12 protein-coding genes are annotated in these 13,880 nt (G+C 59.4%); 8 read left to right on the top strand and 4 right to left on the bottom strand.

The window, feature by feature from the left end; genetic code table 11:
* Window positions 1-1,704: 1,704 nt before the first annotated feature.
* From PV768_RS13865 to PV768_RS13880, 4 genes are all read right to left on the bottom strand, one after another.
* A complete protein-coding gene (locus tag PV768_RS13865) occupies window positions 1,705-2,148 on the bottom strand; it encodes a hypothetical protein (protein WP_157238240.1) in 444 nt (147 codons plus the stop codon).
* Between the two features lie 973 nt (window positions 2,149-3,121).
* Complete coding sequence (locus PV768_RS13870; protein WP_157238242.1) at window positions 3,122-3,397, bottom strand: HPr family phosphocarrier protein; 276 nt, start codon at window positions 3,395-3,397, stop codon at window positions 3,122-3,124.
* A 192-nt stretch (window positions 3,398-3,589) separates the two neighbouring features.
* Window positions 3,590-4,384 (bottom strand): HAD family hydrolase, encoded by a 795-nt coding sequence (locus tag PV768_RS13875; protein WP_421093292.1) that lies wholly within the window; start codon window positions 4,382-4,384, stop codon window positions 3,590-3,592.
* Window positions 4,381-5,334 (bottom strand): metallophosphoesterase family protein, encoded by a 954-nt coding sequence (locus PV768_RS13880; RefSeq protein WP_104997766.1) that lies wholly within the window; start codon window positions 5,332-5,334, stop codon window positions 4,381-4,383. The genes PV768_RS13875 and PV768_RS13880 overlap by 4 nt, the downstream gene beginning before the upstream one ends.
* A gap of 279 nt (window positions 5,335-5,613) precedes the next feature.
* Here PV768_RS13880 and PV768_RS13885 point away from each other — a divergent pair, with 279 nt between their 5' ends.
* The 8 genes from PV768_RS13885 (at window position 5,614) to PV768_RS13920 (ending at window position 13,879) form a co-directional block, all read left to right on the top strand.
* A complete protein-coding gene (locus PV768_RS13885) occupies window positions 5,614-6,597 on the top strand; it encodes a sugar-binding transcriptional regulator (RefSeq protein WP_421093293.1) in 984 nt (327 codons plus the stop codon).
* A 1,147-nt stretch (window positions 6,598-7,744) separates the two neighbouring features.
* On the top strand, window positions 7,745-8,497 hold the full coding sequence (srlA, locus tag PV768_RS13890) for a PTS glucitol/sorbitol transporter subunit IIC (protein ID WP_421093294.1): 753 nt from the start codon (window positions 7,745-7,747) through the stop codon (window positions 8,495-8,497).
* Between the two features lie 2 nt (window positions 8,498-8,499).
* Window positions 8,500-9,588, top strand: coding sequence for a PTS glucitol/sorbitol transporter subunit IIB (srlE, locus tag PV768_RS13895; protein WP_421093295.1), 1,089 nt, complete (start codon window positions 8,500-8,502; stop codon window positions 9,586-9,588).
* Between the two features lie 23 nt (window positions 9,589-9,611).
* Window positions 9,612-10,022: a PTS glucitol/sorbitol transporter subunit IIA gene (locus tag PV768_RS13900; RefSeq protein ID WP_158677225.1), complete on the top strand. Its 411-nt coding sequence runs from the start codon at window positions 9,612-9,614 to the stop codon at window positions 10,020-10,022.
* Window positions 10,019-10,414, top strand: coding sequence for a transcriptional regulator GutM (locus PV768_RS13905; protein WP_421093296.1), 396 nt, complete (start codon window positions 10,019-10,021; stop codon window positions 10,412-10,414). The genes PV768_RS13900 and PV768_RS13905 overlap by 4 nt, the downstream gene beginning before the upstream one ends.
* 88 nt (window positions 10,415-10,502) lie before the next feature.
* A complete protein-coding gene (locus tag PV768_RS13910; RefSeq protein WP_104999712.1) occupies window positions 10,503-11,819 on the top strand; it encodes an NAD(P)H-dependent oxidoreductase in 1,317 nt (438 codons plus the stop codon).
* Window positions 11,820-11,868: 49 nt separating this feature from the next.
* Window positions 11,869-12,840, top strand: coding sequence for a thiamine pyrophosphate-dependent dehydrogenase E1 component subunit alpha (locus PV768_RS13915; protein ID WP_421093297.1), 972 nt, complete (start codon window positions 11,869-11,871; stop codon window positions 12,838-12,840).
* A 64-nt stretch (window positions 12,841-12,904) separates the two neighbouring features.
* Entirely contained in the window at window positions 12,905-13,879 is a 975-nt protein-coding gene (locus tag PV768_RS13920) for an alpha-ketoacid dehydrogenase subunit beta (RefSeq protein WP_104997760.1), read from the top strand.
* Window position 13,880 lies beyond the last annotated feature (1 nt).

Here is a 13,880-nt window from a genome sequence, read left to right on the forward strand (position 1 = left end):
AGGACGTCGCCGAAGGCCGCGATCCCGGAGACGCCACCACCCTCTCGGACCCCACCATCATGCAGCAGATCGCGGCAACCCTCAGGACATAGGCGCTCAAGCCATGGATGACTCGCTCACACCCCGGATCGAAATCCCACCCTTCTGATTACGCGCTAAACAGCAGCATACGGTCAACGAGGTCAGAGCACCGTGGGGTAGCTCCCCAAAATCCAGGGTGTCAGGGGCGCATTCGCTTCTGTAGGTCCTGGTTCCGCGTTCCCCCGCAATTTTGGGAAGACCAAAAGCCACGTGGTTCGCTGGTCTGCTTCTGGTCTGGGTGGTCGCTGGGCCATTCCCCAGGGCGCAGCCAGGGCACTACTTGCCCCTCCTGAAACCTTCCCGCTCCTAGCCGCCACTGGACGCCCTTAAATCAGACATAAGTGTGGACAGTGTCCACACCCCCTTTGGCAGAACAATCGGCGCACTCCAGCTCCGATTTGGGCAGGGAGACGGGATCCAAGTACGGGTTCGCACCCAAATCGGAAAGTCATGTTGTAACGCCAGCCCGGAACCATGAACAGGTGTTGGCCCCTCCCGACCAACCCGACAGAACCGGAACGAGGAACCGCAGAAACCCCACCTCAGCAGGCGGAAGGCTCACCAGCCAGGGTCTTGAACCCGCCACCCCACACACCTGAACAGGCCACCGCGGCGACCAGGCCACAGCCCGCGAACCAGCCGTCAGAGCGACGGGACCACAAGCTTTGTACACACGTCAAAGCAAAATCGCCTCTGACGAGGCGATATGTCGTGCCCGAGGTGGGACTCGAACCGCATTCCCGGCCTTGCAATCACTGGGAACCCCCGGAAACATGCGGAATTAGAGGCGGTCCGCACCCTGTACCACCCGATCCGGGCCGGAAAGTGTGGACAATGTGCACACCCCAATTTCGGCCCCTCAAAGAGCTCAAACCCACGACCGCACACCTCAACGACAGTGGGCGGTTCTTGTTTGTCCTAACACATTCAGCGCTCACCCCGGGCGGCGTTCCTCGCCCTTACACTTGGAACGCCGGTCCGGAGCCAAGACCGCCACGGTCAGCGATCCATATACTCCACGATGCGCACGCCGAGCCGCTATCGCCCCAAGTACTCCGCAACCGCAGATCTTCCCCACTCAGGCTGTTCCATTCCATATCGCCGATAGACAAGCAGAAGCATGAACTCTGTACGTCAATCTGGTATGTCTTCATGGTCGCTGGGCGGGTCCTCCGCGCAGCCAGGGCGCTGCCGCCGGCCCTGGAAACGAAAACTTTCCAGAACAAGAACCCAACTCTCCACACCGAAGTTTTCGCGTCCCGCGCCAGTCCCCCAACCCTCAACCCAGCAAATCGACCCTTACTAGAACGATGCCTGCAACCAACAACCGAAAAATCACGACCCCCGAAGTTTTCACCCACCGAGTGGGCACACAGCTCCGCTTCCACGGCCATTCCCGCTCCAGCACACAACAGTCAGGACCGGTCATGTGGTCGGGCAGGCTGCGACTTTGCCCAAAGGTCGGCGTCCGCGGCAGAAACCTTGAGTCGGGGGCAGCCGATCTCGGAACTCAACATGACCGTCGATAAACAAGCCACTGGCCAGCGATGGCAGGTCCCTCCGGGGCGTGCCGAATCAGGGACAGATTCACTCATCGGGAGCGTGTCTAGCCACCGAAAACAGTCATACTTCAGACACGAAGACGGCCCTGAGTGCTGCCAGCCTTCGCGGTGAAAGGGTTTGAAACACTGTGTCTTCGGTTCGGATCGTCAATTGCAGGATGAGCTCGCTCAGCTTGCTGACGATCGCTTGTCTGGTTATCAGGTCCGTAGTCCCCTGCACGTTTAAGAGTTCCTTGTGGCAGTGGAATGCTAAGCGGCGTTCGTCCGCCTCTGTTATCTCACCGTTTATCAAGGCGATGCGGATGAGCGCGGCCAAGAGGGCGGCGGCTTCGCCGGGAGTGGATGTGTCTCCTGATTGATTGATTACTGCCAGCTTCGACTTGGGGGTTTCGGATAAGCGAAAAGTCCCTTTGTTGATCCAGCCGGCACAATTCTGCGTAACGGTCCTGACACGGCGTTTCATCTGAAGCGCTGTGTGGGAAGTGCCCATCTCAGCAAATCGCATTTTCGTTCCATCCTTTGGCTGACTTGGAGCCTTGAAGGGCCTCTCTCTTGCGCTCTCCCGGACCGGCTAGGGCGGCGATAAATCAGTCCACACCTGCGTGGACTTTTGGTTTTACCCCCACCCTTTTTGAGTGTCAAGACTTGGCTGGTGTCGCGCCTAAGGATTCGGGCTGACTGTGGGTACGCCGCTCCGTTCTCGCGCCCAAGCGCAGGGAGTCCAAGCACGCCGCGGCAGGGTTTCGTTCCCGTGCATGCTTCGAAAATTGTGGTTCTCAGCCGGGCCATGCGGCGGAGGGTAACTGCCTGTTGCTCTTCGCCTAACTGCGGCCGGAGCATTCCATTCAGTAGGCGCCACCGAGGTCGACTACGCGTTCGGACTCCAGGCAGCGTCCTTGCCAGCTAAGGTTCGACTGTTCAGGAAACTAGGAGAGCGGTAAGGGCCGCCATTCGGTGGGGAGAGAGGGTCTGAAAAGCGGTGTCTTCCGTTCGGACGGCCAGGTGAAAGCATAAAGTACGTAGCTTGCTCACAATGGCAGATCTGCTTTCCAAAGCTGTCGACGCGTCGACACTTCTCAGCTCCTCAAGGCACTGAAGAGCCAAATTGCGTTCGGGAGCCTGGGTGATCTCTCCATTCATCAAGGCGGTATCTATCAGTGCCACCAGGAGCGCTGCTGCTTCTTCAGGTGTGGAAGTTTCTGCAATGTAAGTCATGTCAACTCACAGCCCTACTGAGCATAGTTTTGTTATGCGGAATGCTACTCCCGCGGACGCAGCGTCGCGAGTCCGAAGGCCTGTAAACCTTGCGGTTTGCCTGCCCGACCCATTTAGACCGGACAAGAGGCCTACGACGTGGAGAAGTCCAGCGGGGGCTTGCCGGGTACCCAAACAGGAAGACCAGGTCGGTGGGAGTTGCGAAAGCCCTTCCCACCGAGCCCCGCCTTTCGGCGTTCCGCCTGTCACAGAACGGGCAAGCCCTATTCGTCGTGGTTTGTCTCCAGGATCCGCACGAGTCCGTCAAGCGCTTCCCCTGCTCCATCGCCCTCAGCGCGCAGTACCACCACATCGCCGTGTGAGGCGCCAAGGCTCATGAGAGAAAGGATGCTGGCAGCATCCATTGCGTCGCTGGCCGGCTCCCCGTCACGCCCAATCGTTACGTCCACGTCCAGTTCCGATACAGCTGCGGCGAAGATGGCAGCCGGTCGCGCGTGGAGGCCGACACGGCTGGCTATGGTGGCGGTTCGTTCAGTCATTGTTTCTCCTTCTGTTCTGGCCCGGGTAGGGGCCAAGTTGTTTGGGTTAGTAAAAAAGAGGGCATAGGGACTGGCCTGGCTGCGGCGAAGCAATTTTCTTCGCCCAATCGTTCTTCAGCCTTACAGGGGTGGCGGGCGCGAGTGCTTCGTAAGCGCAGTTCATCTCGAAGCAATCCGGAGGTCGGCAGACCACTAATTGAAGGCGCTACGGTCAAGAGGTGAGTCAGGGGTGGGCGTCCCAAGGCGGCCCAATTCGGGTAGCAGCAGGAGTTCCTCCAGATCTTTGATCCTGTGATCCGGTTCGACTCCCCGGACCGGGCGACCTGGACCCGACGGGGCTTGCCTCAATATGCACAAGGCAAGACCAGCTCTGCGACCTGCGAGAATATCGCGATCTAACCGGTCCCCCACGAAGCATGCTTCGTGGGCCGGTGTCTGGACTGCGGCAAGCGCCTCTTCCAGGAGTTGGGGCCCGGGCTTCCTGTACCCAACTTCGTCAGAGAACAAGGTGGCGTCAAACAGCTCCAGCAGACCGTCATGGCGCAGCTGCACCCGTGCTGCTGCACCAGAAAGACAATTACTTGCCAACACAAGTTTCTTCCCGCCATGCCGGAGATTCTTCAAGACTTGTGCCACGCCGGGGTTTGCGGGTCTGGAGATCACTTGCAGCTCAAGTTCCTGCGTGAGGCGAGCGGTATTGGCAAGGATCACGTCCCTTTCCACGTCCTGCCAGCCGTACGTGACGAGATCCCAGAATGTGTCTTGTGACATCTCCAACGGAATCCTCCGACGGTTTTGCAGGCGCTTCCATCCGTCGTACGCACCCCACGCACCTTCGATATCTTCGCTGATAATGGCGGGGCTCAACCGAGAGTGTGGAATAAGCCTATGAACGAAATGACCCATGGCCTCAAACCCGTGGGCAGGTTTCTGTACATCTGCCAGAACTCCTCCGTAATCAAAAATAACTGTCGCTATCGCCGTCATCCTGCCTCTCCCCACGGGCTCCTCCTGCCAGGGCTCTGCGTCCGTTCCTCAGCAGCGACCTCCAGGCATGGAGTACGACGCTTCTTGTGCACACCTTCTCGCCATTGAAGTTCCTTTGCCCCCACGTCCAGCTCGTAGTCAAGGAGCGGGGACTCCAACTCCCCTGGGATGTCCACCACGGATGCCGTTATTTCCCCGGAACTGACATCAATTAGGGAGAAGGCCCCGTGGTTCCAGCCGCGGATGTGTGAATTTTCAGCTAGGACATCCTGACTGTATGCGAGGGCAGGGCCGCACCAAACCAGCATTCCATGCCACATCGCCGAGCAGGGGTGGTGATAGTGACCTGTCACGATGCCCTTTACGTCGCTGCCTTTCAGAGCCGTTGATAGATCGGCGGAGTTACGAAGACCGGCGAAGCGCAGCTGCGGCATGGGCGAGGAAATCGGTGGATGATGCATGCTAAGCAATGTTCCTAATGGCGCTGGCTCTTGCGCCATTGCCTCAATCCATTCAAGCTGTTCATCGCTGAGCTCCCCGTAGGAACGTCCTGGGACGGAAGAATCGACTGCCAGGAGTCTGACACCCCCAACCATTCTCATATGGTCGTGGCTGTCCCCCGGGCGCCGAACAGCGTCTGAAGGGATGACTCCAAACAGTGCATCGAATTTTTCCCGGTTGTCATGATTACCCATCAGGGCGACTACGGGGCGGCGCAGTGCACCTTCAAGCAGCTCACTAAACTGCAAGACCTCGTCGTAGTCCCACCCGGAGGACCTGTCCACTAAATCTCCAGTCAGAAGAACGATGTCCGGCGCCGGGTCCACGGTCATCATCATGTCCATAACGGTCGCCAGACGGAGACTGATGTCTCCCGTCTTGTGCAGAAGCGCGCTTCGGTTCATCGTGTGAAGGTCGGTGATTTGAAGGAAACGGACCCTATCGCCCATGCAGCATCATCCCTCATCCGTCATACCGGGCATACACTGGAGCGGTTCCACGAACCTTTGGCGTATGCATATTTGTGCAAACCATGATCAAACACGTGTAAACTAATTGAAGCTGACGCCGACCACATACACAACCCCTTGGGATTGATATTGTGGCTGAAGTCAGGAAGTTCGCGAACAGAGGGAAACGATGGATCTGTCTACTGATCGCACGCCTGCTCCAGCACTCTTGGCCGCGGCGACGTCAAAGATGGACGCACGACTGCTTAGGATGCTCTAATGCCCTCTGCCCGCGAACCCGCCCTCCTTGCCCGCGCCGCACGCCTCTACTACGTCGAGGGCCGATCCCAGGCTGAAGTTGCGGCCGCCATCGGCGTTTCCCGCTCCAACGTTTCCCGCGTTCTTGCCGCCGCCCGCGAGCAGGGGATAGTAGAAATCCGCATTAACGACTCTTTCGAAAGGGATCTTCCTCTCGAACAGCAACTGCAGAGGGCCTATGGCCTAAGTGAATGCCGCGTCGCTTCACGGAACGACTTCCAGTCGCCGCTACTGCAAATCGGCGGCCTGGGTGCCGCCTGGGTGAAGGAGAACTTGCCCGACACGGGGGCCATTGCGGTGTCATGGGGATCTACGGTTCAGGCTGTTGTTGACGCCTTTGAGGCGGAGCCAATTCACACAGGCCTGCAAGTCCTGCCGCTGATTGGTGGCCTCTCAATAGTCAACGCCGCCGCTGACGGTAACGTCCTGGTACGTTCGCTCGCGCTGAAGCTTGGCGCCCGTGAAGCACGCCTGAACGCCCCCGCCGTTGTCGGCTCCCAGGAGAGCCGGGATACTTTTCTGCGGGAGCCCTCCATCAGCAGCGTCCTTGACGCCGCCGGAGCCGCCGAATTCGCCCTCGTGGGCATTGGTGGGGTGGGAAGCGGCGCGTCCGCGGCCATCATCGAAGCGATGCAATTTACCCCCGATGAACTACGGCAGTTCCAGCAATCAGGGGCTGTGGGCGACTGTTGCACGCGGTTTTTCGATGAAAGGGGCAGGCCCGTCGATTCTCCGGCCGATGGCCGGGTCGTCAGTATAGATCTGGATGCATTGCGCAAAATCAAGAAAGTTGTCGGCGTCGCAACCGGGGCGAACAAGGCCAAAGGGGTGCGGGGGGCATTGTTGGGAGGCTATATCGACGTGCTCATCACCGACACTGCCCTTGCAACGGCCCTCCTGTCGTCTGGGCAGGGGTCCCTCCCGGTCCCGTCAAGAGCTGAGTGACCGCGAGCAGCTAGCTGCAACAGCGAATTCTCATATCACCCCTGTCCCACACCCGGCACAAGCCGGCGGGTCGTGGGTCCTTCGTGCAGCTTCGGCCGCCACACGCCTCCGGCACGTTCGCTTAAGCCCGACATATTTGGGCGCCTAAATCGAACCCGCTTCTCGGCAATTGTTGTCCTAACTCGGCTCCGACTTTCCTCCGCGGCCAGCAGCGCTGATTGCGGCTCAGATTCTCGGCGATGGGTCAAATGTGAGCCATCACCTGTCCAGAAACAGTTAGCCGCTTTGTCGCTGGCTATTCTGCTGTAACGCCGCGCCTTGTCGAGAGCCGACGTAAATCGTGTTTGAGGCGGTTGCTGTAGCGAGTGCGATGACCTTGGCGTCTGGACGCGACCCGCCGCTCCTTGCTGTGGCGACGACTCGAGCCCACCTTCCCGTCCTTGCACGTGGGGCAACTGCGGACCGTATGCGCCTCACTGTCAGGATCCTGACTAATTCGCTCCGTGAAATAAGCTGGCGTCTGCCCTCCCTACCAACTTTTTGCTGGAACCTCCTTCTGGGGGCCAAGCCGGGACTTCCACCAGGTCGCCCGCCCAACCACCCCAGCCCAAACACCCCAGTCCTCTCCTTCAGCAACTTGCCGAGTTGCTGGCTCGCGGTCTTCATCGAGGAGCCCCGTCCTGCGGGGCGTGCACGGCCGCGTCGTCAGCCCTTCCAGTTCGCAACAAGGTGCCCGGAGACACACACCCAGCGCCGCCACCGCCTGTCCGAGATCGGATCACCCGCCGCGAAGTGCAACCGCGGAATAAGCACCCACACCGGCCCGCTGGTCACACGGCATCGTGTCAGGATGGCGGCTCTATTTACAACCGTCACGCGGCTCATTCATCGGCTGCCATCTACGCGGATCGCGACGGTCAGCCTCGAAATTGAGGGTGCTTCGGGCGGCACGCCCAATGGAAAAGATCGCCATGGTTACCGACCGGAGACGAATTCGCCCTTCGGGCACTCCACGCGCAGGGCAACAGCGAGAACTGACGCTGAGTATCACTTGAAGGGAGGGACTTTTTGGTGTTATATGAATCACATGCAGATTTTGTGATTTCGGTTTTCACATTTGTGCAGACCGTCGGTGGGTGGATCTTTGATGATCGACCCGCTGCCTGAACCTCCATCTGTAGACGAAGACGTCACTTACGAAAGGAACATTGTGGGGATTCAACTACTGGCGCTCCAATTAGCCAATGAGCCAACACCTCCGCCGCCGGCCTCAGACAGCCCTGTCGTTCAAGGACTTGAGTGGGCCGCTTCAGGCTTCATCGGATTCTTCGAGGAGGCCGGCAAGAACTTCAGCGGCCTCGTCACCGGAATTCTCCCGACACTGATCGTCCTCCTGACCGCCATGTACGCGATCACTACCTGGATCGGTGAAGAGCGCGTTACCCGTGCAGTCCAATGGTCCGGAAGATACGCGATTACCCGGTACACCCTCATGCCTGTGTTGGCAGTGATCATGCTGACCAATCCCATGTGTTATTCGTTTGGAAAGTTCCTCCCCGAGCGCCAAAAACCAGCCTTTTACGACTCCGCAGTATCGTTCGTGCACCCCGTCACCTCATTTTTTCCGCAAGCAAATGCGGGCGAACTCTTCGTCTGGATGGGTGTATCGGCAGGTGTTCTGAAAGCAGCTCCGGAGAAGTACGCGCTCTTGGCGCTCCTCTACTTCCTAGTCGGGATCGTCGTGATCTTCCTGCGCGGCATCACGACCGAATGGATCACGAACATCATGATCAAGCGCACCGGTCAGGACGCTGTCTTTGACGAGTACGACAGGGCGTTCAAGGAAGCCGGAACTCGCCGGCACAAGGCAGGCAAAGCTGTTGCAGGAGGTGTCGCATAACCATGAGCGAGAAACAATACAACGCCGTACGTGTCAGCGCAGGCAACGGAGGATGGGGCCCGGGCTTCGTGCTCACTCCTACTGAAGAGAAAAATGTCGTCCTCTCGGTGACGGGTGGCGGAATCCATCCTGTGGCTGCACGGATTGCAGAGCTTACAGGGGGAGAAGCGGTAGACGGATTCGTGAACCATATGGATGACAGCCGTGTTCTTGCGGCCGTTATCAACTGCGGCGGGACCGCCCGCATCGGAGTCTATCCGCGCAAGAAGATCAGTACTGTCGATGTTTTTCCAGGGGAGCCCGGGGGGCCGCTGGCGCAATTCATCACGGAAGACCTCTTCGTTTCTGCCGTGGGTGTGCGAAACATAGAACTTGTTGGCGAGGCAGCATCGGTGCAAGCCGGCTCCGCCGCTGCAGAAGGGGCGGCTGGAGCGACAACAACAGCGGGTGCCGCAGACACCCGCGAACCCCGGAATCAGGACAGGCCCCTGTCGGGGTCGAGCTCGGCTACTGCAGCGGAGGAGGGTGCTAACAAAGAGCGCCGGACGGGCATCCTCGGTGCATTCTCTAACTTCGTGGTCAAATTCGGGACCGTCATCGGGCATCTGATATCTACCCTTTTGTCGTCCGGCCGCCAGGCCGTCAACCTGACCATCTCGACCATCCTGCCGTTCATGGCCTACGTCAGCCTCTTGGTTGGTTTCGTGACTTACACCGGCATCTCTGAGTGGATCGCAGCCGGTGTCCAGCCGCTTGCCTCAAACCCGCTCGGGCTGATCCTGCTGGGAGTCATCACGGGCATACCCGTCCTTTCGCCGATACTCGGGCCAGGGGCCGCAATCGCCCAGGTTGTAGGGGTGCTCATGGGAACCCAAATCGCTACCGGTGCCTTGCCCGTCCAGTACGCACTTCCCACGCTCTTCGCTATCGACGGTCAGGTGGGCTGCGACTTCATTCCCGTCGGGCTCTCGCTGGGAGAGGCAAAACCGGAAACGGTCGCCGTTGGAACTCCGGCGGTCCTCTTCTCGAGACTCATCACCTCGCCCTTGGCAGTGGTAATTGCCTGGTTGGCCAGCTTCCTCCTCGTTTGATCTGACAGAAAGAACTACAAAAGGTGACTTCAACGTTGAATACCCAGACCCAGTCCTATTTCCGCACTCAGGTCACTGCCGTGGCCGACGAAGCCAGGGACATGATTGAAGGTGGCGTGATGATCCTCTTCTCGCCCCCATGCCCCCCTGCGCTGGGGGACATCAGCGTTCTCCACGAACCCCTTCAACCACTTGAGCAGACGCCGCAGGTAGGCGACGTACTGAAGGTCGGGGCCGAATCGGCCGAACTCATCTCTGTTGGAGAAATCGCCGGCAACAATCTCAAAGAACTCGGTCACGTCGTTGTCTACTTCAATAAGGCTCCCGGCGACAAGATCCTGCCTGGCGCCCTCCATGTGGCAGCAGCTTTGACGGCCCCCGCCCCCGGCGACGTCATCGAACTACTCCGCGCCGCTGATGGCGGTTCACGGTGAACACCGAATTCGCACTCCTTCTCGGTGGAGCCTTGGTGCTGGGAGCGCTGTTGAGCTGGGCACAGCAACGCGCATATGCAAGGACAGTTCGTCGGATGGCTGACCAATACAGTGGACAGCCAGTTGCCCTCGTATCAGGCCGAGGCAAGGGCTTCGTTCGGGGCGCCATTGTTGTACTCGCCGTTGATGAACGATCCAGGCGCGTCGTGGCAGCCCAGGCCATGAAGGGTTCAACCGTCTTTGCCCGGTTCCGGCCTCACGCCGACCTTTTGGGCCCCCTCTCAAGCGCAACTGCCCGTGCCCACTCTGCCCTGATGGACAAGGCATTGCAGGAAGCGCAGAAGCAATACAAACAGCTCAGCTCAAAGCCCTTGTCACAAAAGACGGCTTAGGCGATACTTAAACACAAATGTGATTCATGTTTGCACCAAGGTGCATACCGTTGGATCGAAGAAAATCATTGAAAGGTTGGTGTTCCAGATGGGATACGTCAAGAAACTGCAGGACCGCGAACTCACGGCAGGGCGGCCTGTTCGTGTCGGTTTGGTGGGTGCAGGACAAATGGGAACCGGCTTCGTGGCCCAGATCGCCCGTCAGAAGGGCGTCGATATCACCGTCATTGCTGACGTCCAGCTTGAGCGGGCCGTGAAGGCATTCAAGAATGCCGGCATCGAAGAGGTAAGCCAGGCAGACGACGTGGCCAAGCTTGCAGCTGTCATCAATTCCGGTGGGCGTGCAGCCGTGAACGACGCACTCATCCTGCCGAAATTGCCGATCGACCTGGTTATCGAATGTTCGGGTGTTCCGGAGGTCGCGGCAAAGGTCGCGTTGGCGTCGCTGCTCGGCGGAAAGGACGTGGCACTGATGACTGTTGAAGCGGACGTCACTGTCGGCCTGCTTCTCGCCAAAATCGCCGCCCAGACAGGTCGAATCTACACGGTCTGCCGCGGCGATGAGCCCGTCGAATGCCTCAAGCTTGTCGAATATGTCCAGGACATCGGACTGGAGGTAGTCTGCGCGGGCAAGGGCAAGAACAACCCCCTGAACCACGACGCCACCCCGGATACCCTGACCGAAGAGGCCGCATCCAAGGGAATGAACCCCCGCATGCTCTGCAGCTTTGTGGACGGGACAAAGACCATGATCGAGATGGCAGCATTGTCTAATGCCACCGGGTTGCCGCTGTCGCAGCGGTCCATGATCGGCGCGCCGAGCACGGTTCCTGAACTGCATGACACCTTCCGCCCCGAGTCTGCAGGTGGCGTTCTGCCCAAGGAAGGCGTCGTTGACTACGCGACCGGCCCTGTCGCCCCCGGCGTGTTCGTTGTTGGAAAGACCGACGACCCGGTTGTTAGGGAAGAACTCGAGTACCTCAAGTTCGGTGAAGGACCCTACTACTCCTTCTACCGCCCGTACCACCTGGCAAGCATCGAGGCTGTATTGTCCATCGGCGAGGCCGTGATCGACCGGACGCCCTCGCTGGCTCCCGTCTGTTGGGAGTCAGACGTCGTGGCAACGGCAAAGAAGGATCTGAAAGCCGGAGAAACCATCGATGGCATCGGCGGTTTCACGGTTTACGGCGATGCGGTGGCAGCTGATACAGCTGCCAAGAATGGCGAATTGCCTATCGGGCTGGCGTACGGGGCAGTGCTCCGCCGGGACGTTCCCAAGGGTGCGGCCCTGACCTACGAAGACGTTGTCCTGGACGAGCGCAAAACCATCGTCGCCCTGCGCCGCATGCAGGATGTCCTGCTCACAGAAGGAACCCTGGCCGGCGAGATCCTCGCAACCCTGTGATGACCACAGCCTGCCAACCCCAGCTAACCGTTTCACCAGATGAGGGAAAATGACTGAAATAGCGAGCGACCCCACCCAGGCGCGCGAGGTGCTCAGCACGATGTGGAAGATCCGCAAATTCGAGGAGGGCGTGGACGATCTTTTCGGCCGCGGACTGATGCACGGAACGATGCACCTGTCCATAGGCCAGGAGGCCGTGGCCACAGCAGCCTGCCTTGCCCTTAACCGTGACGACTACATCACCTCCACCCACCGGGGTCACGGCCACTGCATCGCCAAGGGTGCAGACCTGGAAAAGATGATGGCTGAGCTTTTGGCCAAGGAAACCGGATACTGCCGGGGACGTGGCGGATCAATGCATATCGCAGACACCACAACCGGCAACCTCGGGGCGAACGGCATCGTCGCCGGAGGCGTGCCCATCGCAGCAGGTGCAGCACTTTCAGCACAGATGCGGGGCACGTCCCAGGTGGCCGTCTGCTTCCACGGGGACGGCGCCATGGGCGAAGGCGCATGGCATGAAGGCGTCATTCTTGCCGCGATGTGGGATCTCCCCGTCATTTTCATCTGTGAAAACAACAAGTACGGCATGTCGATGAATTCAGAAGAGGCCTTCCGGCTCGAACAGCTCTCAGACCGGGCCAAGGGCTACGGCATCCCCGGCTACACCGTTGACGGCAACGACATACAGGCCGTATTTGAAGTCGTGAACGAAGCTGTCACGAGGGCCCGCGCCGGGAACGGCCCCACGTTCATCGAAGCCAAGACCTACCGCTGGAAGGGTCACTCAAAAAGCGACAAAAACCTGTACCGCACACGGGAGGAAATCGCCGAATGGCGCGAACGGGACCCGATCCTGGCGTTCGAGCAGAAAGCTCTGGCAGCCGGCAGCCTAACCAGCCAGGACATAGAGCAGGTCCGCAACGAAGCCCGCGACGAACTCCGTGACGCCGTGCAAAAAGCAAACGCAGCACCGGACGCATCCGCCGACGAGCTCCTTTCCGCCGTATACGCGAGCTGACAGAAAGTATGGAATAGCAGTGGCTAATGAAGCAGTAGAACAACACAACCAACAAGTCCAGACGATGACCTACTCCGAAGCAATCCGCAGTGCGCTCGGACAGGCCATGGACGAAGACCCCACTGTCTTCATGATGGGTGAAGACATTGGAGTGTACGGCGGTGCGTTCGGTGTTACTGGAGAGCTCATCAAGAAAGTTGGCAAAGAGCGCCTGAGAGACACCACCATCAGCGAACTCGGCACTGTCGGCGCCGGTGTCGGTGCTGCCATGACCGGCATGAAACCAATCGTCGAAATCCAGTTTTCTGATTTCACGGCCCAGGCTATGGACCAGATTGCCAACCAGGCCGCCAAGATCCATTTCATGCTCGGCGGCGCGGTCAACGTACCCCTGGTTATCCGGGCACCGGGCGGATCGGGCACGGGGGCTGCGGCACAGCACTCACAGAGCCTTGAAGCGTGGTTTGCTCACATCCCAGGCCTGAAAGTCGTCATGCCGTCGACACCGGCTGAGGCGAAGGGCCTACTCCTGTCAGCCATTGACGACCCCAACCCGGTCATCGTAATCGAGCACAAACTGCTGTACCGCACCAGCGGCCCGGTGCCGGTAGCGGCCGAACGCACGCCCCTGGGCGTCGCCAAGGTACGCCGTCATGGGTCGGACATCACAATCCTCGCAACCGGCATCGAAGTATCACGCGCTCTTGAAGCAGCCGAAGAGCTGGCGGCCGCCGGCATCGAAGCAACCGTCATCGATCCCAGAACCCTGAAACCCCTGGATGAAGAGACCATTCTGAAGTCGGTGATGGAGACCGGACGTGTCCTCCTGGTTCAGGAAGCAGTACGGACGCTGGGTTTCATGTCCGAAGTCGCTGCCATCATCTCCGAGTCGGAAGCGTTCGTTCACCTGCGGGCGCCCATCAAGAGGCTCGCAGGACTGGACATCCCCATCCCTTACGCCCCTCAACTCGAGAAGGCGTCGGTGCCCCAAACCGACGACATCGTCAAGGCGGCGCTCCAGATGGTAAAGGAGTGGTGAC

This window comes from Pseudarthrobacter sp. CC4, assembly GCF_048957775.1.
Taxonomy (GTDB): domain Bacteria; phylum Actinomycetota; class Actinomycetes; order Actinomycetales; family Micrococcaceae; genus Arthrobacter.

What these genes read in the sequence shown, in the direction of transcription:
- PV768_RS13880 (WP_104997766.1), bottom strand. Translation starts at nt 5,334, where the DNA reads ATGGGCGATAGGGTCCGTTTCCTTCAAATCACCGACCTTCACACGATG.
- srlA (WP_421093294.1), top strand. Translation starts at nt 7,745, where the DNA reads ATGATCGACCCGCTGCCTGAACCTCCATCTGTAGACGAAGACGTCACT.
- PV768_RS13885 (WP_421093293.1), top strand. Translation starts at nt 5,614, where the DNA reads ATGCCCTCTGCCCGCGAACCCGCCCTCCTTGCCCGCGCCGCACGCCTC.
- srlE (WP_421093295.1), top strand. Translation starts at nt 8,500, where the DNA reads ATGAGCGAGAAACAATACAACGCCGTACGTGTCAGCGCAGGCAACGGA.
- PV768_RS13865 (WP_157238240.1), bottom strand. Translation starts at nt 2,148, where the DNA reads ATGCGATTTGCTGAGATGGGCACTTCCCACACAGCGCTTCAGATGAAA.
- PV768_RS13910 (WP_104999712.1), top strand. Translation starts at nt 10,503, where the DNA reads ATGGGATACGTCAAGAAACTGCAGGACCGCGAACTCACGGCAGGGCGG.
- PV768_RS13870 (WP_157238242.1), bottom strand. Translation starts at nt 3,397, where the DNA reads ATGACTGAACGAACCGCCACCATAGCCAGCCGTGTCGGCCTCCACGCG.
- PV768_RS13875 (WP_421093292.1), bottom strand. Translation starts at nt 4,384, where the DNA reads ATGACGGCGATAGCGACAGTTATTTTTGATTACGGAGGAGTTCTGGCA.
- PV768_RS13920 (WP_104997760.1), top strand. Translation starts at nt 12,905, where the DNA reads ATGACCTACTCCGAAGCAATCCGCAGTGCGCTCGGACAGGCCATGGAC.
- PV768_RS13915 (WP_421093297.1), top strand. Translation starts at nt 11,869, where the DNA reads ATGACTGAAATAGCGAGCGACCCCACCCAGGCGCGCGAGGTGCTCAGC.